Genomic DNA, 24,643 nt, shown 5'->3' with positions numbered 1-24,643 from the left:
TTCCTAAGTTTAAATAGTGAATCGTTATGATCTTAAAAATACAACCCTGTTCAAACTGGTATAAACAGTTATTTGCTTGGGGAATGGCGAAAGCCAACTCAGCCGATGAAAATGCTATTCAATTGCAAAATTGCAGTAACCATTCTACCCTAGCTCAACTCAAACAGGTTTTATTTGCTGACTTGCAGGGTAAGGTTGTAGAAATTGGACCAGGGGCTGGGGCGAATTTGGCGTATTATCCCACTGACATTCATTGGATAGGTGTTGAACCAAATCCCTTTATGCATTCCTACCTGGAACAGGAAGCCCAGCAGGTTGGGTTGAACCGGATTGATATAAAAAGTGGGTCGGCTGAACGGATTGATGTTGATGATAATAGTGTGGATGCTGTTGTCAGTACCTACGTTCTCTGTTCCGTCAGCAATCTTTCTGCAACCGTACAAGAAATTCGGCGAATTCTCAAGCCAGGAGGTCGCTTTTTGTTTGTTGAACATGTGGCGGCTGAATGTGGCAGTTGGCAACGGCGGATTCAAGGGAGTATTGAGCCAGTTTGGAAAACGCTGTTTGATGGGTGTCGCCCGAATCGGGAAACCGGACTGGCGTTAGAAAAAGCGGGATTTGAAAATATAAATTATCAACAGTTTCAGGTTCCTTTTCCAATTGTTAGTCCTCATATTTCTGGAGTGGCTACTAAAAGTAGAGATGTGTCATAACAGAATTTCGTAGGGTGGGCATTGCCCACCAACATAAAAATAACTTTGGTTTCATTCTCAGTTCTCTAGAATTATTACAACCATGCAACTCACGAAAAAAAGTCTGCCTGAACGTCTGAATCATATTTATGATGCGATTGTCGTTGGTGGTGGCGCTGGTGGACTTTCCGCTGGAATTTACCTACAACGATTTCGCCTTTCGAGCTTAATTATTGATAAAGGCAAAGCTCGCTCATTCTGGATGCAAGAATTGCACAATTATTTAGGCTTACCACCGGATACTCCGGGTCGCGTTCTGCTGCAACAAGGGAAACAGCATTACACGTCGTTAAATGGCGATATGCTGAATGGTTATGTTGAGGAAGTGGTGGATGAGGGAGATAGGTTTGCCGTGCGGGTAAAGGTGGGTCGTAAAAATAGTATTTACCCCGTATTCCGCTCGAAATACTTAATTGCTGCGAGTGGCATTATCGACAATTTACCCCCTTTGGAGGATATGCAAAATGTCTTTGATTATGCAGGATATAATTTACACGTCTGTATGGTTTGTGATGGCTACGAAATGACAGATAAACAATGTGGTTTCATTGCGGGTAGTGAAGCCAGTATTGAAGAAATGGTGTTTAATCTCAGTTGGTTTACCCCTTATATCACCGTGTTCACTCATGGACTGTTTGCGGTGAGTGACTCAATGCGTTCTCAACTGCACAATCATGGTTATCGTTTGGTGGAAACCCCGATTAAGAAATTTCTGGGTGAAAATCACCAGATGACGGGAGTTGAGTTAGTAGATGGGTCAATTATTCCCTTAGAAACCGGATTAATTTCTATGGGGTCACGCTATCACAATACTTATCTCCAAGGATTCAATTTAGATGTCAAGGGTAGTAATCTGATTACCGATAAAATGGGGCGGACGTCTCACCCGCGAATTTTTGCGATTGGAGACTTAAAGGTGGGGTTAAATCAAGTGGTTGTGGCGGCTGGAGATGGTGCTTTAGCAGCGACTCAGATTTGGCGAGATATTCGTCGGGAATCCGGTTCTCGCCGCTGGGAGGAAAATCTAGCGGTTTCTGTTTAATGAGCCGGAAGTCAATAACCAAAGCCTTGAGCAATGGTGCATTACTACAATTGCCCAAATCAACAAACGAAAACAACTCAATTAAGATCAAATGATGAAAGAAAAAAATGATATCAGGATTAATCCTGGGATTATTACTGGTTTTAACTCTGCTAGGTGGTGTATTTTTGCCTAAATCTGCCCTAGCTGCCGTAGAATCTAAGGTGACGAGTCCACCTAGCGCAGAAGTCTATACAGCAGTCGATCAGTTGCTGAATTCGCTACCACGAGATTACTACACAGTAATGCAGGTAAAGCAGTTAAAGAACAAGCTCAAAAAGCGGGATAATGTCGTATTGGTTGATGTGCGAGAACCGTCTGAATATGATTCAGGACACATTCCTGGCGCTATTAATATTCCCGTGCGATCGCTAACCAAAAATTTGGCTAAAATCCCCACGGATAAACCTGTAATTTTATACTGTTCGAGTGGGCATCGCACGGCAATTGGTATGACGGCGTTGCGGTTGTTAGGGTATACGAATGTTCGCAGTTTTCCTCCCAGTATTAATGGCTGGAAGGCGGCTGGCGAACCGTTGGAAAAATAAGCCTGTTTAATTCCTTGAATTACCCTAATACCCTAATAGGAATAATAAGTATCTTAGACTACGGGAGACAGCGATCTCCCTAAGTCATTCCCTTCTCAGAGTCAGCAAGGCGAAAGAAAGCAGATACACCCTGCCTTATTCAAGACCCTATATAAAATGCAGATGACCCTCTAAACCTTTGACGAAATAACGGCTCATTTTGTGTCATTGGTGGCAATAAATTTTAAAAGGAATGGTACGCTCAAGCCAGGTTTGTCGTTGCACTTTATACCCAGCTTGGAATAGAGGCTGGGGGTGAGGGCTGTTACCTCGCCAATGTCTTCACTGTCAACACCTGCGGCGGTGTAGAATCGGGTGGATAAATAAATTTGACGTTTACCTTTCGCTGTTCCCCTGGCGCTAAATTTAACGTAACTAAAGGGTCAGACGGTTGTCCGCGACGCTGAACTAAATGCACATAGCGTGTCTGAATTTTCCCTTGATTATCTTCATAACTGACCCGAACCGTTCCCCGAAAAAAGACCTGATCAACGGTTGGATTCAAAAACAGTAATTTATCTGTACCTGCCTCATCTTTTAACGGTGTTTGCATTGATACCGTTACTGTTTGCAATTGACTGGTCGTATTTTTCAGGGGTAACGTTAGATTATATTCTACGCCATAATTACTATGAGCATAATAAGCCGTGTCCGGATAACGGACTAACATCGGCGCACTTTGAATTTGACCTGTATTCAACGTAATTAAATGCAGCGTCCCTAAGACATAGGAAAATGCCTCACCGGGTTGGGGAAGGCTCAAATTATCCGATTCTAAGGTATCTGTAATCTCTGCCAACCATTCTGTTCCTTGGGACACCCCAGCGACTCGTCCAAATACCGTCGGTTCTCTAGGCGGGTCAAGGAGGGTTGGTGTAAGATTACGGGGTTTGGCTAATTCCCCTTCGACTAATAAGGTTTGCCATTCCGCTAATGTCGGGGCGCGGTATGTCCCATTCGAGTTTTGCGGTGCTTTCATGGCTAAATTGGCAACATAAACTGAACCATTACTGCTTAACCGCATCATCGTGGAACGCCCATTTGATGCAGGTGCGCGTCGGATAGGAATGGGTTGATTCATCAAGAGTTGAGTTTGTCCTGCTGCTAATACCACTTGTTCCGGAAACCCATCCTGACGAATCCCCCGCAGTACATCACTCATCGTGCGACTACCGGGTCCTGAATAAATCTTACCATTGGGATTATCTACTATATCCGGTAAGTCAATAAATGGGGCATCGGGAGTACTTAAATAACTCGCCGCTTGCAAAACCTCAACCGTTACAGGTTTATCGGTGGGATTGTGCAGCAGTAATCCCTGATAAAGGGGACGAGTTTCTGCTTGAGTTTCTGCCCTAGCGATATGATGGGTAAAAATATCGAAACGTCCTTGAAAGGGAAAGTTCAAATGGGCAGAAGGAATGCGCTTTCCGGTTAGGGAAAATGTGGATAACAAAATTCCTTCACTTGTGACTAATTCGGGATAATTACTATTAAATGTGGGAACAGAATTCAGTCCTCCGGGTAATGTCCGCACCTGTTGGGGATGAATTTCAACCCCAGCAATATACTCAGGCGGAACCGCATAAATATTTAACGCCCGACACAATAACGCCGCAACTTCGCCCCGAGTCGCCCGTTGATTGGGGCGAAGTTGTCGTACTGTAGGATAATTCACCACCAGAGTATTTACCGCCGCCGCCGCGATCGCATTCCTAGCGTATCCTGGAATACCAGAGGCATCTTGGAAATACTGTCCCACGGTAGAGTATGGATTACTGGGAATGCTGTAATTCTTCGCCCCCGCCAAAACCCCAATCGCTTGCACACGGGGAATCGGTTGACTGGGTTGAAAAATCCGCCCTGGATAACCCGCGAAAAATTCCCGTTGATAAGCGTCTTGAATTGCCCGATATGCCCAGTGACGCTGTGGTACATCTGTAAACGTAATCCCACTGCGTTTAACTTCGGCGTCGGGAAAGGCATTCAGCATTAACACCGCAAATTCTGCCCGGGTAATCGAACCATTGGGGCGAAACGTGCCATCTGGATAACCCGTGACTAGGTTTCGAGATGCCATCTGGTTAATGCAATCCTTTGCCCAATGGGTTTGGATATCGGGGAATGCAGTAGCCTCGGTGGTAATCAGGCTACCACAGAAGGCAAGGAGAAGCGATTGAGAGATAGAGATGTGGAAACCTCTGGGCATGAATTAGGGGTTCGGGTTAACTTATCGTCGTTGAAGCATTTTTGGGAGAATTTGTTTCTGCGATTGTTCATGGTTCATTGGGAATCATCTCCCTCATCTCCCTCATCTCCCTCATCTCCCCCAGCTTCCCCTACACACCCAGAGGAAAAATTTTTTTTCGGCATGGGCTTGACAAATCCATAAATCTTCGTAACAATAGAATTCGGCTCGGAAATTGGGACTGTAGTTCAATTGGTTAGAGCACCGCCCTGTCACGGCGGAAGTTGCGGGTTCGAGCCCCGTCAGTCCCGTAAAATGCTTAAAGAATATAGGTCTAGTTGGCATAGAATGTAATGCCTACTCACTCAACCGCTACGGGGTGAGTTCTATTCGCAGTGAATCCAATGGCATTATCGCTTGTCTCAACCCCTCTACTAGCAACATCGAGATTTCTAGCTGAATTACGATGTCTTAATAATATAATTTTCGATAAATTATAGGATACTCAAGGTGTCATGTTGCCATTCACGGGTTATGACTCAAGCACTTACCCAATTTTCCATGAATGTCTTCAACGGTATTTTCCAGGTGCATTACCTATGGAAGATTACATGAAAAAAACTTTCCATTGTTTAAAAGCCCTGGGTTTTGAAGATGAAAATACAATGGGACTGGCAGCACTCTGTCGGGACGAAATTACTGATCCGTTACTTAATGAAGTCGTTAAATACTGGGAAAAAACCTTTAATTGTTGTAGTCTTGCTGGGTTCGTGATGATGGGAAAAACGGGTTTAGCCGCCGCAACCAACCACGTTCCGATTTTCGACGGAATACGCCGCTTTACGTTTTTAGCAATGCCTCATATTGCGATTTCTAGAGACGGAGAAATTGGCAAGGTTTATCGAGAAGGTATCCACAAAGCGTCTCATGCCTGTGGTGCATTAGAAACGATTGTAAACGAGTTAGAATCAGGACGTCTTAACCTGCAAATGGATATCGAGGATCTGGAACAATCCATTATCCGACAAAAAATACTGTCCACTATAAATTATGGAGACAAACCGAATTTAGTTGAGATGACTAAGTTGGCTTGTCAGATTATTTCTGATGATGTAGAAACCCTCTTGCATACCTTAGATTCTTCTATATTTAAGTATGCGGTGATGACGGGTATTCAAATTCATGGTCCTATGGAAACCAACTGGATCTATCCTTATAATTTTTATGTGGTGGGTGCAGATTTACCCGGAGGCAAAAATGTTATTGAAGTGGTTTGAAAAAGAAATTCGGGGATGGGTGAGGGAGTGTTTAGCACCTGATAATTAGCAAAGGTGGGTGATTATCCCTACTTTATCCGTGGGTAAATCACCCTCAAGTCAGCGCCAACGACAACTGAGCGCCGTTCTACGCTACAATAAATAGCTGGAAAATACTTAGCCAACCCTACCACCAAAGATTGATCTTGTGACTGTTAGAGTCCGCATTGCACCGTCTCCCACCGGGAATTTACACATCGGTACCGCCAGAACCGCCGTATTTAACTGGTTATTCGCCCGACACCACGGGGGTCAGTTTATTCTACGCATCGAAGACACCGACCAGACGCGATCGCGTCCCGAATATACCCAGAATATCTTGGATGGACTCACCTGGTTAGGACTCAACTGGGATGAAGGACTTGTTTTTCAATCGAAACGGTTTGACCTTTATCACCACACCATTCAAACCCTTTTAGATAACGGGTTAGCCTATTACTGTTACACCACAGAAGACGAACTCAAGGCACTCCGGGACGCCCAAAAAGCCCGGAAAGAAGCCCCTCGCTACGATAACCGTCACCGCAATCTCACCCCCGAACAACGCAGCGCCTTTGAAGCGGAGGGACGACAACCCGTGATTCGGTTTAAGATTGACGATAATCGCGAGATTGTCTGGAATGACCTGGTGCGCGGTAAACTCACCTGGAAAGGGAGTGATTTAGGGGGGGATATGGTAATTGCCCGCGCTGCATCCCAAGGTGAAATTGGTCAGCCTCTCTACAATCTAGCGGTAGTGGTTGATGATATGGATATGAAAATCACCCATGTCATCCGAGGGGAAGACCACATTGCCAATACTGCCAAACAGATATTACTGTATGAAGCCCTCGGCGCAACCGTACCCGAATTTGCTCACACGCCATTAATTCTGAATTCCCAGGGGCAAAAACTGTCTAAACGCGATGGCGTGACCTCGATTTCTGAGTTTCAGAATATGGGGTTTGTCCCGGAAGCCATGGCAAATTATATGACGTTACTGGGTTGGTCACCACCGGATTCAACCCAGGAAATTTTCACCCTAGACGAAGCCGCCCAACAGTTTAGTTTTGATCGGGTGAATAAAGCGGGAGCAAAGTTTGACTGGGATAAACTGGATTGGCTCAATAGTCAATATCTGCACAAAAAATCACCATCAGAATTAGTCGAGTTACTGATTCCCTATTGGCAAGAAGCGGGGTATGAGATTGACCCGGAAAATAATCGCCCTTGGTTAGAACGATTAGCGGCTGTGATTGGTCCGAGTCTGACCCGCTTACCAGATGCGGTGGAGATGACGCGGCTGTTCTTTACCGACTCGGTTGAGTTGACCCCAGATGCAATTGAGCAACTTAAAAAAGAAGGGGCTACAGATGTACTGAACGCGGTTTTGGAAGCCTTAGACAATACGCCAGAATTCAGTCCAGAAACCGCAGGACAAATCATCAAACAGGTAACAAAACAGCAAAAAGTTAAGAAAGGGTTAGTCATGCGATCGCTGCGTGCTGGACTCACGGGTGATGTCCATGGTCCTGATTTAATGGAGTCTTGGGTATTGCTGCATCAGAAAGGACAAGATAAATCGCGTTTACAGCAAGCTTTGAGTAAGGTGTCATCGTAAGCTGTTTGGCATTTAAATCTTAATGTCAATAATGGTGAATTGTAGTGTGAGCATCTTGCTCACTATCTATACCCAATAAACATTTGGGAATCTTCAAAACTCTGAAATCCCGTAGGGTGGGCAGTGCCCATCCTATTAGGCTGGCAAGCTTAAAGTGTGGGTAAAATTTTTCTGGATAGCTACTCTCATAAGGGTTTGGCGAAAATACTTGACCACTGTTTTAACCTTGCCAAGCTACTACGGTATATCGAGTTTCGGCGATCTCAAAATGCTGATTTGAGTACCATTCCTTTTGGGATAAAGAGCGGGTTTTCGTGGAACGGTTATCGGTAGATAGGCAAAATTAAACGGCTTGCACCCACCTCTATAACTCTGCTTTCAGACACGCCCTGATTGCTTGTACAGTATCAGAGGTAGCCAAAAACTCTGTCCATGTTTAATTCCCTTTTCTCGTTCAAACCCAATCAACGTCCTTACGGCTCTAGGTTTAACCCCAAACAACTGCTGATGCTGTTGCTGTTGTTACTTGAAGCGCAATTCGTCACCCAACTCACCCCAGTCACGGCTCAAACGGATGTGCCGACAACGGTTGAACCTTCCCCGGATACAGCGCCGACAATTTGTCCGGCTGATCTCAAAGCTTCCATCGACGCGATCGCCAATCGTCCTGAATTTGATTATGCTCGTTGGGGTATCTTGATCCAACCCCTATTCTCAGACACACCCTTATATAGTCGTGAACGCGATCGCTATTTTATCCCCGCCTCTAATCTCAAATTATTCACCACCGCCGCCGCTTTATCCCAACTCGGTGCTAACTTTCGCATTCGCACCTCTGTTTATGGCACGCCAACAGAAGGAACTATACCCCAATTACGAGTCGTTGGGCGAGGTGATCCCAGTTTAAATACGGATCAGTTAAAAGACTTAGCCCAACAGCTTCGGCGTCAGGGAATTCGGCGGGTGGATCAACTGATTGTCGAAGATCGCTATTTTAGTGAACCCAAGGTTAACCCAACCTGGGAATGGTCAGATATTCAATTTTATTATGGGACTGCTGTCAATAGTTTAATTCTCAATGAAAATGCAGTATTACTAACCCTAACTCCCCAAACGGTAGGACAACCCTTAACCGTGACTTGGGCTGACCCCATTGCAGCAAAACAATGGCAGATTGAAAATCAAACCGTTACCACTGAAGCCGAACCAACGGAATCAATTAATATTTCTGGGGTGCTGGGTAAACCATTATTACGAATACGAGGTCAATTAGCGGCGGATGCAGGACTTTGGTTAACGGCGGTGGCAATTCCTGATCCGGCGAACTATTTTCTCCAGCATTTCCGTCGGGCGTTAGCGGATTCTGGAATTCAGGTGGAACGAGGGTTGGTGACGACTGAACCGAATTTTCAAGAAGACACTGAATTAGCGGCGGTAGACTCTCCTCCCCTGAGTGAATTGATTGCTGAAACCAATCAGCAAAGTAATAATTTGTATGCAGAAGCATTATTGCGATCGCTAGGTGTGACTGACAAAGAGGCGGATGAGTCAACGGCTACGGCTGGACGGGAACAGATTAGAGCGAGTTTAGCAGAATTAGGGGTTGAACCGGAATCCTACGTCCTTGCTGATGGTTCAGGATTGTCTCGCCACAATCTAGTAAGTCCCACGGCTATTGTACAAACCCTACAGGCGATCGCCCGAACTCCGATGGCACAATCCTATCTAGATTCCTTAGCTGTGGCTGGGGTAGAAGGAACACTACGACAGCGCTTTCAGAATACCCCAGCCCAAGGTCGAGTGTATGCTAAAACGGGAACCATGACGGGCGTGTCGGCACTTTCCGGCTATGTGGAGGTTCCCGATTATCAGCCGTTGGTGTTTAGTATTATGGTGAATCAATCCAATCAATCAGTGAGTACAATCCGTCAAGCCATTGATGAAATTGTGGTTTTGCTTTCGCGGTTGCGTTCTTGTTAAAAGAGGGAACAGGGAACAGGGAACAGGAAATTCTAGTGTTGTAACAAATCTGGGTTGGCTACCGCCGTAATAACCCAGTCCGCGTAGGCGGACTTTGTTTGTGTAGCAGCGATTTTAATCGCCCTAGCTTTAGAATTTGGCTAACCGACTCGTGGCGTAAAGATCATGATATTCGGTATAAAACTTGCCACCCGAATCGCGAGGGGCTACCCCTTCAACGAAGTAAGGGGTAGGGGGATAGCGGAAAATGCGAGGGGTCAATCCCCGAAGTATTTTCAATCTCTCTCTTTCTATCTATCTATCCCATGTAGTGGTATAGTTTAGCCATGAAACAAGTTCTCACAATAGTTGTAAAGCTCCAGCCCTCTCCTGAACAAGTTGCCTTCTTAGAGGCAACTCTTCAGGCGTTTGCGGACGCTTGTAACTACGTGAACGAAAACACAGACCCTAAGCTGACCAACAAAATTGCTATCCAGTCCTTAGTCTACCAAACCATCAAGAAAAAATTCAATCTGGTGGCAAACATGGCAGTTAGGGCTTGTGCGCGTGTAGCTGCCAACCGCAAGGTAGCCAAGCTAAAAGGCAAACCTGTTAAAAGATTTGCCCCAAGCAGCATGGACTGTGACAAAGACTTGTTTCGCTTCCGAGAACAAGACTGGACGGTAAGCCTTGCTACCGTTCACGGCAGAGAGCGAATTGAGCTGAAGGTCGGGAATTACCAAAGGGGAAAACTCAAAGGGAGAAACCCTACTTCTGCTCAACTGTGTAAGCATCGCGATGGTCAGTTCTACCTGCACATCCAAATTAAAGACGAAGCTCCCGACTCATCCGTGAAAGACTTGGTGATAGGTATCGACTTGGGACGCCGAGACATTGCAGTTACATCAGAGGGCAAAAAGTGGGACGGTTTGCACATTCAGTCAGTAAGAGATAAGTTTTATAAAGTTAGGGCGTCTCTCCAGAAAAAAGCCTCGAAAGGCACAAGAACAACTCGGCGTAGATGCCGGGAAGTTTTGAAACGGCTGTCGGGGAGGGAGAGACGTTATCAACAATGGCTTAATCACAACATCTCCAAATCAGTGGTCAGACGAGCAGTTGAGTATAGTGCCTCTATTGCTATAGAAGACCTTACGGGAATTAGGGAGAGAACCAACGAGCAACCCAGAAGCAAGACGGAACGTAGACGCTCAAATTCATGGGCATTCTACCAACTGCGAATGTTCATTGAGTACAAAGCGCTTGGGGCAGGTGTTCAGGTTATCCCTATCTCCCCTCGCTACACCTCCCAAATGTGTCACAACTGCTTACACATTCACCCGGTAAAAGGAAAGTCTTACCGTAGTGGCAAGACTTTCAGGTGTGGGCATTGTGGTTGGCATGGAGATGCCGACTTTAATGGAGCCAATAATATTGCACTTGTGGGGCTGTCTATAAACCAGCCTGGAGGCACGGGGTTATCGTGCAAGCTAAGCCGAACTATTAAGTATGTTCAGCGTTCGACTGAGCGCTCACGCCGAAGTCTTAGCTTGTTCGATGACTGAGCGGGCTACTAAAAACCCAGACCTCGGCTCTTAGCAGGTCTGGGTAGTTTATTTCTAACTTCTCGACGTATAGGTTTACCTGTCCAAATTTCCACAGATATCCAATCGCCGCTTTGTTTAAGTTGAAAACCGTCTTCACCTGGAATCAGGTCATCAAAAATAATTGACCAGTGGGGCGGTGAAATTTCCCAGGCTTGAGGCGGAATAATGCCCTCTTGTTTGCGATTTCGATCATAAATGGGGATAATCGTTTGGGGATTGAACCCAACCCGAGTCACAATTGGATTAACACAGCGACCTTCACGAGTCACAAATTCCAGAACTGCATCCCAGTCATAGATGGGTTGACAGTCTCCGACTCCAAACTCATCTTCTGGCACACAGATAGCGCCCATTAACCACGTTAACTTGGATAGAATCCGATTGACACGCGAGCGATCGCACTCTAGCAGATTAAGTTCTACAGGGCTAAACTCGCGTAGTCTAGGCGTCCACTTGGGTGTCCATAATTCAAATGATAAGGTTGGATCGATAGGGACACGGGTCAGAGTCAAGTTGGGAGTGGCTTGTCGGGGTGGCAACGCTTGGAGAAATTCTGACTGAATAAACTCTGACATCCCTCGGCTTTGTACGCTAAACATAGCAGTTTGTAACATTGTCGTTTAGTTAAGAACCTCTTTATCGACTCAACAAAAAATAATAGAACTACCCTGATCAAGGTTACGCTTCAACCTGATCGTCCGTTACCCCTCTACAGAGTTAATTTGACCTTAATTCTTTATCAAAACTTTAATATCGAAGATTTGGCGATCACTCTAAGTGATCAATCCTTAAAGGTATTAGTGATTCTTTTTGTTTAAAAATGTAATATAAATCACAGACAAGGGTCATGGGTCATTTTTTATAGCCCACATTCCGCACGTCAAGTTGTAGCATGCAAAGTAGTACAAAAATCCTGGGTAGCTTGGCAAACTTTTTACGTATAAATATTTAGGGCTTGCTGCACAAGCCTGAAACCCTTACAAATAAAGAGTTAGGGGATGATTAAATGTGCATCAGGTGCAAGGCGAAAGAAACCCATAAGCTGGAAATCCTGACATTTTTCGAGGATGCTTAAGCAGAATCTTCCCCCATCAGGGGGTTGACCCTTCGGCTGCGCTCAGGGTCAACATTGAGCGAAGTCGAGATGTTGAAACTGTTTCCTATTCCCTGTTCCCTCTTGGACTAACTGATGTATCCTCGTAGTGCTATATCCCCAAGGTCTCACAATCACAAGAGCTTATATCGATTGAGCGCTTCTTTGGCTAAATCACGAACAAAATTCAAGGTGTGTTCAGCTTCAAAGTTATTGTTATCGCCTTTTTCTCGATTACATTTCCAACATATAATCTGAAGGTTGCTTGACTCAAACAGCAATTCAGGACATCGAGCTTTATTAACTCTGTGGTCTAATGTAACGTAATTAGGATGAAAGTAATAGTTTCCTGCCTTGTTTATACAATCTACCCCATTCGCATCTTGATATTGATAGCCTCTTTTGAGCGCTTCTTGGTGAGATTGTGTGCTGTGTGAGAACTTCCCATGTACCATCTTTTTCCCACAGAAGGGACAAGGCTTCTGATTAAACTTTTGTCTATACTCGTTTGGGCTAATCGACCCATACCTCGGATGATTAATTAGCTTTTGGTTTGCACCATATTTCCACAGATCGTTGATATCTGAACTTCTGTAAAGAGTCTTTAGGGCATTCTTATTCATATCTGGCACTGTTTTTACAAGAGTTGATACTTAGCAAGGGCTTTGTTAGCTAGTTGTTTAACATTTTTGTAGTTTTTATCAAGAGTCTCTAGGGCTTCAGATGCAATGTCTTGCGCTTGTTCAGCTTCTAGAATCGAGTGCTTGATAGCCCCACTTAAATCGCCTTTACGCAACTTGTGATCAAAAAGACTCAACTCTTGGAATGAGGTTTGCAATAGACTCCACGACTTCTGAACATGATTCCAACCAATATTACGATACCCTTTAGATCGCAGTTCCTTTTGTTTTGCTCGCTCTAGTTTAGAGAAGGATTCTGTATTTCTTTTTTGCCAATCTCGATAACTTAATCCATCAACAATATTCATAATTATCTACCCATTGAAATCAACGTCTCGTTTATCCTTTTCCACTCTGCAACACCATGATTGTTACGGATGTACTCTTCAATCCTAGATAACTGTCCTTTTAGAGTATCAATTCTTTTTTCCAAAATTTTTATTTTATCGGCTGACTCCTGCGTGGATGCCAACGTTATCTGATCCATGTCGGAAATAGTTTGACGCATATCGGAAACCATGGTGTTGTAGTCTTCCTTATGTACCAAATCTCTCTCTAAAAGAGTTTCCTTACGATCAGAGCGGTTCTGGGAAAGGGCGTTGATTAACCACCTTCCCACTGAAACAATCTCAGAGTTTTGGGGGTCAAGGAAAGACTTTAACTTATCATTTGCCTCTCGGGTTTTTTGGGCTTGACAGTACCTGTTGTAAGTATTGGCAGATTTTACCAGTTCCAACACGTCCAAGTGTTGAGCCGCTTGGCTAATTTGCTCATCAGTCATTTTCTTTTGTAAGGCATATTGGGCAACCCCTGAAGCCCGACTGATCCGCTGAATTAACCGATTGCGTTCTTGTTTGTTCATCTCCTGTACCCTGTAAATTTAACAATGAAGAACTGTGTATTTGTTAATACTCTTGTAAGAATCTCTAGCGTAAGAGAGTGTCTAAGTATTATTCAACTTTACCTGATAAAACTCAACGTTTAGGCGTGAGCAACATCCGTGTTGGCGACATCATGGGATGTGTAATAAAATCAATAATGTTTGAAACGGCGATCGCGCCCAGAAGTGTTTCACGTTTGAATTCGAGGGTTATGGTTGTACTTTATGCTTCTTTCTCCAGTATTCCCTCTCTATCAGTAAAAAACTTAGCGATCGCCAAAATTTTACAAAAATTTTACTCAACCTTTATACTACGGTCACTTGAGGCGATTTTGCTTACAGCAGATTTCGGGTTGATGATGTACAGTCTCTAAGCAAGATCCCCGACTTCTTCAAGAAGTCGGGGATCTGTCTGTGTACCTCAGTTATCAGTTTTTTTGTCAACGTTGAGCGGCAAAACCTAGCCCAGAAAGAATTTGGGGAAACTCTCTACCATCCTCTCCTAATAACCCGCCTCTTCCTCATATTCGGGGGTTTTAGTCTTTTCGGGAATATTAACGGGCGGTGCTTGATAGGGTTCGCGCTCTACAGTATCTTCCCAAGCATCACCTTCTACCTCATAATCCGCGTACTCATCTTTGTGCGGCGGCTCATAAGGTTCGGGTTCTGCATAAAGGGGGTCTTCATACCGACGCGCTGCTTGAGACGAATCTTCCCATTCATCCCCCCAATTATCCTCTTCTAGTTGGGCTTCGGCATAAATTGGCTCTGCCCGTTGTTGGCGTATCGGCTCACGTATCGGCTCCGGTTCGGGTTCTTGCCAATCCTCATCCCACCGTTCCTCGACTGGCGTAGCCGTCTGGATGGGTTGAGAAATCGGGGTGCGAACGGGTATTCCTGTCCCCAATTGATTTTCCGGTCGGGTGGTGGGCGCATAGTAGCCTTCCTCTTCTTCCCGCTCCCAAGGAGGATTGCCAATGCCCATCCGCTCTAGAATACCCACGGTTAGCTGAATCAGCCGTTCTTGAGCGCCTTCAAAGACGATGAGGCGGTCTGGACCACTGCTAACAATTTCCTCAATCGGTAATTCATAAGTACTAATCACCTGATCAGGGATTTGGGGTAATCCCAAGGAGGCAATAATCAAAGACGCCACCTTGCCATCTTCTACGCTAAACTTGAATCCTCGAACCCGACCTAAGAGTTCACCGGTTTCGGTAATCACTTCGCTATTGATCAGCGTACTGTAGGCATCAACGTCAACATCCTCAACCACATCCTCATCCTCAACCAGGATGACATCACCCACTTGTTGAATGCTGCTGAGGAGCATATACTGTGGCATTCCAGCCAGCGAGAGCAGGTTGTCTCGTAACCCTAATGCCACAACTTCGCGCCGATCAATATCTACGAGCAGCTCCTTGACGACACCGAGGCGCTTACCGTTATTGCGAGTAATCACCTGAGTATTTAAAAAATCGGAGCGCTGACGAATTAGTTCAGTTGTCATTATGTCTTGCAATCCTGAATCTCGACTCCTGCTGGAATGGTTATCAATAGTATCAAGGCTAATAATCACATATAATCTACATCAGTCCCGTTTGGCAGACCCTAATTTCAATCCTAAGACTTGAGTATACGCTCCTCTCGCTTGGGTAACACCAATGGTGCGCTCGGCAGATTCAATCATAGGTCGGCGCAAACTAACAACGATAAATTGGGCAAGTTTAGCCTGTTGTTTGATCATTCTAGCTAATCGCTCGACATTTGCCCCATCGAGAAACATGTCAACTTCGTCAAAGGCATAGAATGGTGACGGTCGATACCGTTGTAGGGCGAAAATAAAACTCAGGGCGGTGAGAGATTTTTCGCCGCCGGACATCGACGCCAATCGTTGCACCGGTTTGCCTTTGGGGTGAGCCACCAAGTTAAGTCCGCCGTTAAAGGGATCGTCGGTGTCATCCAGTTGCAGATGCCCGTCGCCCTCGGAGAGTTCGGCAAAAATTGTTTGGAAGTTTTGATTAATCGCGTCAAAGGATTCTTTGAAGGCTCTTAATCGTAGGGTAGTAAAGTTTTCAATTCGCAGCAATAGCTCAGTCCGCTCCGCTTCTAGGGTTGCCAGTTTTTCCGACAGTTCCTGGAGACGGGCTTGGGTGTGATCGTATTCTTCCAAGGCTAACATATTCACGGGTTCCATTGCCTCAAGTCGTTTTTGACCATTGCGGATATCCCGTTGCAGCTTCTCCAGTTGAACGGTGATTTGGGAAATGCTGTAGGGATGGGTTTCACGACTATCGTTTTCTTGGCTCCCAGATGAAACTAAACCCGCCTCGCCACCCTGTTGATTACCAGCCTCATCTTCCAGACGTTCCGCTGGAATGTCTCTACTAGCTTCTTTATCTTCCCCATCTCCCCCATCTCCCTTATCTCCCGTCTCTACCATCAGGGAAACCTCTGGCAACGGATCAGGTAATTCAGCCTGTTGGATTTCAAGTTGAGTTTGTAGGGTAGTCAGTTTTTCCTGCCTTGTCACCTGGGTTTCCTGAAGCTTTTGCCGTTGCCAAGACAGCTTTTGCTGGTTGAGGTGTTGGTTTCGGAGGATAGCCTCGACGCGATCGCGTTCTTGTTTGGCTTCCCCTAACCGCTGTTCTAGCTGGGTTAATCGGGCTTGGGTTTGTTCAATTTGCACCTCAATTGCCTCAAGCTGACGATTAATCTCGGCTTGCTGTTCTTGGATTGATTGGTGTTGGGTTTGATATTCGGCAATCCGTTGATAACTTGTCGCCAGTTGCTCGTTGGTGCGCTGATGCTGATTCTCTAAGGCTTGCAGTTGTTTTTCCGCCTCCCGCAATGCCTGTTCGCGATCGCCTAATACGGCTTCCTGGGTTTTAATTTGACTCTGAATCTGTTGCCATTCCTGGGGAGTTTGCTCGGCTTCCAGTTGCGCCAGTTGTTCGCGTAAGGCTTGCAGTTGTCGTTCTTGGGCGGGAAGATCCTGATTTAACTGCTGCAACCGTTCCGCCGCAGTCTGGACTTCCTGGGTATTTTTGGCGAGGAGCGATCGCACTTGGGTTTGTTGTTCCGTTAGCCCTTGGATGTCTTTGCGGGATTGTTCTAGGCGTAATTGGGTCTGGGAGCGGGTTTCCCTGGCATCTGTCAGGGTTTGCGTCAATTGTTTAGCCGTGGCTGATTCCCGTTCCAGCCATTCGTCACAGCGCTTTAACATGGCTTCAATATCTTGGAGACGATCTCTCAACGCCATCATCTCCGCCGAATCACTGGTATCACTAATACCAAAATGTAATCCAGACCGATAACTACTACTTCCCCCCGTCATCGCCCCACTACTTTCTAAAAGTTCTCCGTCTAATGTGACAATTCGGCATTGACCCAAATAGGGACGCGCCGTACTCAGGGTTTCAAACACCACCGTCGAGCCAAATACATAAGCAAAAATTGTTTGGTATCGAGGTTCACAATCGATTAAATGCACCGCGTAGTCAATAAACCCTTGAGCATGGCGCAGTGCCACAATGGGAGAGAATCGAGGCGGCTTAATTTTATTTAAGGGTAAGAATGTGGCTCTCCCCGCACGTTTTTGTTTGAGCAGTTCGATCCCCACTGCTGCTACTGCATCATCTTCGACCACGACATGCCCCAAACGCCCACCTGCGGAGGTTTCCAGGGCAAGTTGGTAGTGGGGTTCGACGCGACCGAGTTGGGCGACTAAACCATGAACGCCGGGGATATCCGCCTGAAGAACAATTTTAGTCGCATAAGTGCCTTGGGCTTCTTGCTGTGCCTGTGCTTGGGCTTCTAACTTATCCAGTTGACGCTGTTTGTCCCGTTGTTCGGACAGGAGGCGGGTTTGGGTTTGCCGTTGGGTTTGTAACTCTTGTTCATTAGCGGCTAAGGTTTGGGCAAGGGTTTGAATCTGTTGCGAGACGGCGTTTAATTGCCCCTCTAATTCTGCCGCTTGTGTCTGTTTGCTGGCAAGTTCGGGGGCGATGCGTTCTAATATCTGGGTTTGTTCGTCAATTTGGCGGCTAAGTTGGTTATGCCGTTCTTGGAGTTGGGCTTGTTCAGTGCGCTGGGGATTCAGGGTTTGCAGTCGAGCTTCAATTTGGCGGGTGAGGGTGTTTTGGTGCTGCACCCAGGCTTCTGAAGCCGAGGCGATCGCATCCGCTTGTTCTCGGCTGGCGTTCAGGGCGGTTTGAGCCGCCTCCCGTTCTTGGCGGCGTGAGGCGATAATTTGGGTGTCGAGATGGTGGCGTTCAGCCTGAAGCTGTTGCAGACGTTCTTCCTGTTGCTGAATCTCGTTTTGGGTGTTTTGTTGGTTCGCCTCGGTATCCGCCAGGTTTTGAATAAGTTCCTGTTGGCGGCGTTGTAACTGGCGGCGTTCGGCGTCTTGGCTGGCTAAGGTGGCGGATACGGCAACTTGTTCTTCTTCGCCTAAGGCTTTGACACGGGTGTTGAGGGTTGCGAGTTGTTCAGTTCCTTGACGAATTTCGGATTCTATGGTATGCAATTGCTGGGTTAGCTGGCGTTCATCCTGTTCTCCTTTCTCCATCAGAGAGATAAGATGAGCCACCTGTTGTTGAAGCGATCGCCATTTGAGGACGAGTTCCCATTGTTGTTTTTCCTGGAGTTCCGCCCGCAGTTTTTTGTATTTCTCCGCCTTAATCCGATCCGCCGCCAAGCGATCGCGTTGGGTGATCAGTTCTTTTTCAATAATCCGACAGCGATCTTCCCGTTCTTTAACCTCATTCAGGGTATCTTTCGTCTGGGTAATTTTGCGGTCAAACGCCGCGACTCCGGCTAATTCATCAATAATCTCCCGCCGTTCTCGCGAGTTCATGGAGATGATGCTGGTAACATCCCCTTGTAACACCACATTATAGCCTTCGGGATAGACTCGCAGGCGGTTAAGCTGTTCGTGCAGTTGAGTCAGCGTGCAGGATTCACCGTTAATATAGTAGGTTGAGGTGTAGGTGTTTTGCTTAGTCACCCGCAGCCGCCTTGTCACAGTCCATTCGGTTGATTGGGGAGTTAAGGGTTGGGAGTTGGGATTGTCTTCTTCTGTTTCCTCTTCCTTTTCTGCATCTGATTCCGAGTTTTCCGGTATCTCTTCTACCCCTAGAATATCGGGTGCGTCAGATAGGTCAAATGTCACCGTAACCCTGGCTTCAACCGTACTCCGTCGCTCTTTATTATGATTAACCAGATCAGGTAGACGTTCAGCCCGCATTCCCTTGGAACTGGATAGCCCTAAACAAAAGAGGAGAGCATCGAGGATATTGGATTTTCCTGACCCATTAGGTCCTGAAACCACAGTAAATCCGGGCAGCATCGGAATTTGAGTCGTGCCGCCGAAGGATTTAAAATTAGTGAGTTCCAGGCGCTTAACATGCACCATAGGTGTAGGTCAGTTCAGGTTCGCTGTGTGGTACGAGTGTATCAAAATAATAATGTTGATCAGGTTAACAGATATTATCCTGTTCCAGAGATCGCGATAGGATAAAACAAGCTCAACCCTAGGATGGTGGAATGAACAGGGTGATTGTGTCTACAGGGCTTGAAAGCTATTGCTTTTCGGCTAATTGTTGTAAGGGTTGTGCCATCTGCTGCTTCCTTCAGTTTGATTGAGTGGTGCGTGAGACTCACTGAGCGATAAATGCTAGCCTGATCTGGAGAGTTTTAACCTATACCTGATCGATACCAACGGTTGCCCCGCATTGAGTTCACAAAATGCAATCATTAAGCCGGGAGAACACATTTTTAGGGGCTTGTGATCCAAAACACGTTCAAGGTAGATCCGAGTCTCATCGAGGGCGTACTCTGGGTCAAAATACTGATGTGACTGTCTTGTAAGCAACACAGGAGGGCGATCACTTCTATTTCAGGATAGAAATGATGAAATTAGAACAGCAGATGCTATCAAAACAGTCAGTGCAACGAAAGGGGAGTTGTTATGCAAACATTAAAACAGGGGTTAGAGGAGTGCCATCTGATGGAAAGGTTGGCAGATCAACTCGAACAAGAGTGGCAACAGCGTTTAGCCAATGACTATCCAGGCTATTGCCCAGCGATCAGAACCAGCATTGTCCACTGGTTACTGGGAGAAAACAGGGAAAGGTTAAACCACTTACTACCCGACAAACTCAAGATTGTCTGCCAAGCGATGGACTATCGCTATCGGATTTTACGTCAGCGCTATTTGGGGGTTACTCCAGAGCAAGCCTATCGCAATTTGACGAGTCGGTTAGCGAGTTTAATGACGTTACGGAATAAAATCCGGACGTGGGTGTCTCTGAGTCGCGATCGCCAACGGGCTGTGGTGGATGTCTTACAAGAAGTGATTCAGGAATTATTAAACAGCGATCGCTATATCCAAGGGCAGATTGGTTGGATTGCCCAATGTAGTGAAGATATTCATTTACGCGACGCCCTCTTACTCACCACCCTTGAAGAATATTGTATGCGTCCGATCCGCAATCAGCCGTTGGTTGTCTATCGATTCGTCAATTTTCTCAAGCGATCGGGACGCGGTGGAATGACGCATCTACCGGGCGGGGAAAATGTGCGATTTGTCTCCGAGTCGATTACCTCCGATGATACCGATGCTCCGGTGAGTTTATTAGATAATCAAGCGATCGCGGATTATCAAGAGACTCAAGGCTGGCAAGAGCAACAAGCGCTGCGTCTATCAGTACGCCAAGAATTTGAAACCTACCTCGACCAAAACGTTGGTGCCCAAGCCGCCCAATGGTTACGCCTGTATCTGCAAGGGAAATCTCAAGAGGAGATCGCTAAGACGTTAGGCTTGCCGATCCAAAAGGTTTATCGCTTGCGAGAAAAAATCAGTTACCATGCCATTCGCGTCTTTTCCCTGAAAGTTAAGCCGGAATTAGTCGCCAGTTGGTTAGAGGTATCCTTAAAGGAGCATAACTTAGGGTTAACTCCCATACAGTGGCAAGACTATTGGCAAAGTCTCACCGACCAACAGCGCCAGTTGCTTCAACAATTGAGAACTGGTAAAACGCTCGATGTCATTGCCAAGGATCTAAATTGGAAGTATAACCAGGCACTTGGCGAATGGAGTAAGCTCTACTTAGCGGCTCAAGACATCCGTAGCTCTTCCTAGAACGTTGATCATTTGCCAATTCCGTGTATTCCCTAACCAACGTTGTTAAAAATTTAAGTCGGGTTCACAGCTAACCTTTTTGCCAATCCCAAACCGGAAAGTCTATATTATCTGACTCCTGGGGCATCTGAACCGATTGATACTCAGGCTGGAGAAATTACTATGTTACCCTCACCACAGGACCCAGAACGAGCGGACACTCCTGTTCAGTCTAAATCATCCTCTCAAGCGTCAGAACTATCTGGCGTGGATACTGAGCAAATGTTTCGGCTGATTGATAGTATTCTGCCTTTTGAAGCCTGTCTATTTCATCAATTCTTGCCCCTGTCTCTCGAAGGCAAGTACCTGAAGCTTGGTATAGTGGATACCCACGACTCCACGGCTCTTGATTATGTCCGTCGCATTCTGGCGTTTATGAACTGTTCCCTCAAAGTCGAACAGATTACCGCCAACACTCATACAGCGATGTTGTCTGCCTATTTAAATCAAGGTCATCGCGACACAGCACCGAAAAGGCAACGCTCTGAGCGCCAACAGTCCATTCCTCGGTCGGAACAAGCAACGCTAATTATTGATGATGCCAGTTTAGCTGAAGATGAGGCGAATCAGCCTGAGCCGTCAACCCCTTCTCCTCAAGCGGCGGCACAGAAACACAACTCTACCCCAGTAGCGTCTCAATCGCAACCGAGTGATGCTGCCCATTTAACGGAGGATGAGACAACTGAACCCCAGCCATCAACCTCCGCCGCTAACGCAGCGAAATCCTCTCAACCTCCAACCAGCCATGAGGTAAGCCAAACTGAAAATGAGGCGGTGCAGCCTGAGGAATCAAAAGCGGCGGCGAAAACCAATAATAATTCTTCGGCTAGCGAATCTCACCCGACACTGATTATCGATGATATCCGTCAACTCCAGGACGAATTAAACCAATCCTCTGAAATATCTAACCACGAGGATAGCCAGCCATCAACGCCAACGCCTCAACCGACGTCACAATCGTCTAATCACTCCCCAGCCCAACCACCGCCTCTTTCTGGCAAAACGGTATCGACTCAGACGGCGCTGACGCCAGTTTTCCAAAGGTCACTCCCAACTAAAGCTCTTTTACCCTTGGATGTAAACCCTGTCTATTTATCTCGTCCGATCGCGTTTTTGGCAACCTTAGCCCCCCATCAAATTGTGGAAGAGTTGTTAGGGCGGCTGTTGCAGGGGGGAATTGGTCGGCTGTATTTTCAGCGACAATCTGAGCGGGGTCGGGTTGTTTTGCGCCAGGATAGCTCTTCCCAGTCTGTCTTGGATAAATTAAGCGTATCTGTTTTTGAAGATATCATTATTGAGCTTAAGCGCTTAGTTAACCTGCCGTTGCAGCCCATTACCCAACCCAAACAGATCGAAAGTGAGCGACTCTATCAACAAGAATCCCTCCTATTGTGTTTGCGGCTAGTACCCGGTACTCATGGGGAAGAGGCAACGCTACAACTCTTGCGAGGAGCGCCTTTAAACTTCTATCAACAACAAAAGGTGGAACGATTGGGTCAGGAGGCGATTAAACTTGCCGGACAACTCCAGCACAAGCTCAATGAAATCCGCGATCGCTCTTATCGCTATTCCATTCCGCCGGTGGAAACCCTACCAACCCTGAACCAACTCTTACACCATCTCGACACACAACTCGAAACCCTGATGCACAATCCCATGGATCAGCAGGACAACTGAAATCCACCCCCATCTCCCTCTGCTTCCAGACGTAGTATGTTACGTCTCTACAGCTACCTGCTCCCAGACGCGCCATGGCACGTCTCTACATGGCTCCCACTCATTTGTAACGACTTATGAAGAACTCTTACGAAAAATAGATGACATGTTTTATCAATTAGCGCTACGGTTAGGGGGAGACATTGGAGTACTTTCATGGGTAAATCATATAAAAAGAAACAAGTCAGCCCCTTCAAGCTAGAGGGACAGTTTGTCAAATTTCTGGGTAAAGCTGGCAAAAAACCCAAGTTGCTGTGGGTAAATACAGAAGCAGGTGAACGATATATCAAGCTGGCTAAACCCTTACGGGAATCTCTACCTGAAATCCTCAAACCCGGAGATCCGATAGAAGTCTATGGCAAACAGAAGTACAAACCCAAACGTGGGGAATTGAAACTCAAAGCCGAGCGGGTGACATTGAAAACCCCGTCAGCATCTCAGCAATATGAGAAACTTTTGCAACCGTCTCCCCAGAAAACCAAAGCCAGCGTCATGGTGTGTAAAAAGTCATCCTGTCGCAAGCGCGGTGCGGCAAAAGTCCATCAAGTGATGAACAACACCTTGCGCGATCGCAACCTTGATGACCAAGTAGCGATTAAAGACACAGGCTGTATGAAGCAGTGTAAAAAAGGTCCATGTATGGTAGTGATGCCAGACAAAGCCCGGTACAATAAGGTGGCTCCCGAAGACGTACCGACGCTAGTGGATAAGCACTTTGGCAGTAAACTCAAGCCAGAGGCAAATGTATCCCAACGCTCTACCGTCAGATGTGGAGGCTAATACTGGGGGATTGGGGGGTCAAGAATTCAGACAACCGAAAAAATTCTCTGATTCCCCTTGCTTTCTTAGTGTTGTTGCCAGTTAAACAAGGTGCATAATGAGAAATCTACCGCCACCCGATTCGGACTCCTCTCCACTAGGTTTGGAGGAATGGATTGGTATAATTATCGCCGTTATCACTATCGGTGGGATTTTGATTGGAGTATTGGGTCAACGGCAAAAGGGATTGAACCTACAGCAGTGGATTGGCTCACTCACCTCTGAACCAAAAACAGAAGCACCAGAAGAGCCAAAAGTAACTTCTCCGATAGCTGAGGAGATTCCCACTCGCGAAACCCTCAGCAGCGCTCCTTTGGCAACAGACTCCCCTTCACCTTCTCCAGCCGTAGCTGCTGCACCCGAATCCATTGATGAAGACGAGGCGTTTCCGGAAATAGCTAGAGCTGTTCCTCTTGCTCCGATTGTCTCAGCTCCCACGACAGAAACAGCAGAAATACCCACGGAAACTCCGGAAGCAACACCGACACCAACCCCAACGGAAACGCCTGATGCAGCCGTGAAGTTTGCCGATGTTCCAGATGACTATTGGGCAAGTCCTTATATTACCGCTCTGGTGCAGCGGGATATTATGAGCGGCTTTCCAGAAGATAATACGTTTAAACCGAATAGTTCGATCACTCGGGCAGAATTTGCGGCGTTGTTAAGAAGCGCTTTTGATCAACAACCCACCTTAGAGACACCCAACTTTAAGGACATATCTTCAGACTTTTGGGCATGGTCTGCGATTCAGGAAACCAGCAAAACTAATTTTTTGCGTGGCTATCCTAATAATACCTTTCAACCCAAGCAACCGATTCCTAAAGTACAAGTTTTAGTGGCACTAGCGAGTGGCTTGGGGTTAGAAGCAAATCAATCTCCTCAGGAGGTGTTACAAACCTATCAGGATTCCGCTCAGATTCCAGAGTATGCGCGTGAAAAAGTCAGTGCGGCAACAGAAGCGGGTATTGTGGTGAATTATCCAAATACTGAGTCTCTCAATCCGACTCAAGATGCAACTCGCGCTGAGGTAGCGGCGATGGTTTATCAGGCTTTAGTCGAAGCTGGAAAAGCAGATGCTGTAACGTCTGAGTATGTGGTTAATCCTTGAATGAAAAAAGACTGATTTCCTGACACCAAGCTTATTATTTTTCTGGAAAGGCATTTATGTTAGTGATGTAGTAGGGG

18 protein-coding genes and 1 tRNA gene are annotated in these 24,643 nt (G+C 46.3%); 12 read left to right on the top strand and 7 right to left on the bottom strand.

All coding sequences use genetic code 11. From position 1 onward, the window contains the following. Window positions 1–26 precede the first annotated feature (26 nt). From MC7420_RS31880 to MC7420_RS31870, 3 genes are all read left to right on the top strand, one after another. On the top strand, window positions 27–713 hold the full coding sequence (locus MC7420_RS31880) for a class I SAM-dependent methyltransferase (RefSeq protein ID WP_006105811.1): 687 nt from the start codon (window positions 27–29) through the stop codon (window positions 711–713). Window positions 714–795: 82 nt separating this feature from the next. Further along, complete coding sequence (locus MC7420_RS31875; protein ID WP_006105874.1) at window positions 796–1,794, top strand: NAD(P)/FAD-dependent oxidoreductase; 999 nt, start codon at window positions 796–798, stop codon at window positions 1,792–1,794. A 107-nt stretch (window positions 1,795–1,901) separates the two neighbouring features. After that, on the top strand, window positions 1,902–2,381 hold the full coding sequence (locus MC7420_RS31870) for a rhodanese-like domain-containing protein (protein WP_006105847.1): 480 nt from the start codon (window positions 1,902–1,904) through the stop codon (window positions 2,379–2,381). A 304-nt stretch (window positions 2,382–2,685) separates the two neighbouring features. On the opposite strand, the gene MC7420_RS31865 is transcribed toward MC7420_RS31870, so the two are convergent. After that, window positions 2,686–4,629, bottom strand: a complete 1,944-nt coding sequence (locus tag MC7420_RS31865) for a DUF3370 family protein (protein ID WP_044210898.1) — start codon at window positions 4,627–4,629, stop codon at window positions 2,686–2,688. A 216-nt stretch (window positions 4,630–4,845) separates the two neighbouring features. Between MC7420_RS31865 and MC7420_RS31860 the strand changes: the two genes are divergently transcribed. From MC7420_RS31860 to MC7420_RS31840, 5 genes are all read left to right on the top strand, one after another. Further along, window positions 4,846–4,919: transfer RNA gene (locus tag MC7420_RS31860), tRNA-Asp, on the top strand. Window positions 4,920–5,123: 204 nt separating this feature from the next. Further along, entirely contained in the window at window positions 5,124–5,885 is a 762-nt protein-coding gene (locus tag MC7420_RS31855) for a hypothetical protein (RefSeq protein WP_044210897.1), read from the top strand. A 187-nt stretch (window positions 5,886–6,072) separates the two neighbouring features. Further along, the gene (gene gltX, locus MC7420_RS31850) at window positions 6,073–7,524 is read left to right on the top strand and encodes a glutamate--tRNA ligase (RefSeq protein ID WP_006105794.1); all 1,452 of its coding nucleotides are present in this window, start codon (window positions 6,073–6,075) and stop codon (window positions 7,522–7,524) included. A 432-nt stretch (window positions 7,525–7,956) separates the two neighbouring features. Then, window positions 7,957–9,504 carry a D-alanyl-D-alanine carboxypeptidase/D-alanyl-D-alanine endopeptidase gene (gene dacB, locus MC7420_RS31845; protein ID WP_006105796.1) on the top strand — a complete coding sequence of 516 codons (1,548 nt, stop codon included), beginning with the start codon at window positions 7,957–7,959 and terminating at the stop codon, window positions 9,502–9,504. A 326-nt stretch (window positions 9,505–9,830) separates the two neighbouring features. Next, window positions 9,831–11,045 carry an RNA-guided endonuclease InsQ/TnpB family protein gene (locus tag MC7420_RS31840; RefSeq protein WP_006105818.1) on the top strand — a complete coding sequence of 405 codons (1,215 nt, stop codon included), beginning with the start codon at window positions 9,831–9,833 and terminating at the stop codon, window positions 11,043–11,045. Between the two features lie 8 nt (window positions 11,046–11,053). Here the strand turns inward: MC7420_RS31840 and MC7420_RS31835 are convergent, their stop codons facing one another. The 6 genes from MC7420_RS31835 to smc all read right to left on the bottom strand — a co-directional run bounded on the left by MC7420_RS31835 (window position 11,054) and on the right by smc (window position 19,156). Further along, the gene (locus MC7420_RS31835) at window positions 11,054–11,686 is read right to left on the bottom strand and encodes a hypothetical protein (RefSeq protein WP_157453416.1); all 633 of its coding nucleotides are present in this window, start codon (window positions 11,684–11,686) and stop codon (window positions 11,054–11,056) included. 628 nt (window positions 11,687–12,314) lie between these two features. Next, complete coding sequence (locus tag MC7420_RS31830; RefSeq protein WP_006105845.1) at window positions 12,315–12,803, bottom strand: hypothetical protein; 489 nt, start codon at window positions 12,801–12,803, stop codon at window positions 12,315–12,317. 14 nt (window positions 12,804–12,817) lie between these two features. Then, a complete protein-coding gene (locus tag MC7420_RS31825) occupies window positions 12,818–13,168 on the bottom strand; it encodes a hypothetical protein (RefSeq protein WP_006105848.1) in 351 nt (116 codons plus the stop codon). A gap of 2 nt (window positions 13,169–13,170) precedes the next feature. Continuing rightward, window positions 13,171–13,722, bottom strand: a complete 552-nt coding sequence (locus tag MC7420_RS31820) for a hypothetical protein (RefSeq protein ID WP_006105824.1) — start codon at window positions 13,720–13,722, stop codon at window positions 13,171–13,173. 520 nt (window positions 13,723–14,242) lie between these two features. Beyond that, window positions 14,243–15,250 carry a PRC-barrel domain-containing protein gene (locus MC7420_RS31815; protein ID WP_006105876.1) on the bottom strand — a complete coding sequence of 336 codons (1,008 nt, stop codon included), beginning with the start codon at window positions 15,248–15,250 and terminating at the stop codon, window positions 14,243–14,245. An 81-nt stretch (window positions 15,251–15,331) separates the two neighbouring features. Beyond that, window positions 15,332–19,156 carry a chromosome segregation protein SMC gene (gene smc, locus MC7420_RS31810; RefSeq protein ID WP_006105800.1) on the bottom strand — a complete coding sequence of 1,275 codons (3,825 nt, stop codon included), beginning with the start codon at window positions 19,154–19,156 and terminating at the stop codon, window positions 15,332–15,334. A gap of 555 nt (window positions 19,157–19,711) precedes the next feature. Between smc and MC7420_RS31805 the strand changes: the two genes are divergently transcribed. The 4 genes from MC7420_RS31805 to MC7420_RS31790 all read left to right on the top strand — a co-directional run bounded on the left by MC7420_RS31805 (window position 19,712) and on the right by MC7420_RS31790 (window position 24,566). After that, window positions 19,712–20,884, top strand: a complete 1,173-nt coding sequence (locus MC7420_RS31805; protein WP_006105822.1) for a HetZ-related protein 2 — start codon at window positions 19,712–19,714, stop codon at window positions 20,882–20,884. A gap of 162 nt (window positions 20,885–21,046) precedes the next feature. Next, window positions 21,047–22,600 carry a hypothetical protein gene (locus MC7420_RS35925; RefSeq protein WP_006105828.1) on the top strand — a complete coding sequence of 518 codons (1,554 nt, stop codon included), beginning with the start codon at window positions 21,047–21,049 and terminating at the stop codon, window positions 22,598–22,600. Window positions 22,601–22,795: 195 nt separating this feature from the next. Continuing rightward, window positions 22,796–23,419 carry a (2Fe-2S) ferredoxin domain-containing protein gene (locus tag MC7420_RS31795; protein WP_006105843.1) on the top strand — a complete coding sequence of 208 codons (624 nt, stop codon included), beginning with the start codon at window positions 22,796–22,798 and terminating at the stop codon, window positions 23,417–23,419. Between the two features lie 97 nt (window positions 23,420–23,516). Next, complete coding sequence (locus MC7420_RS31790; protein WP_006105791.1) at window positions 23,517–24,566, top strand: S-layer homology domain-containing protein; 1,050 nt, start codon at window positions 23,517–23,519, stop codon at window positions 24,564–24,566. Window positions 24,567–24,643 lie beyond the last annotated feature (77 nt).

The sequence above is a fragment of the Coleofasciculus chthonoplastes PCC 7420 genome, assembly GCF_000155555.1.
Classification (GTDB): domain Bacteria; phylum Cyanobacteriota; class Cyanobacteriia; order Cyanobacteriales; family Coleofasciculaceae; genus Coleofasciculus; species Coleofasciculus chthonoplastes_A.
Note: the sequence above shows the minus strand (reverse complement) of the source record. Positions and strands in the feature narration are given on the sequence as shown.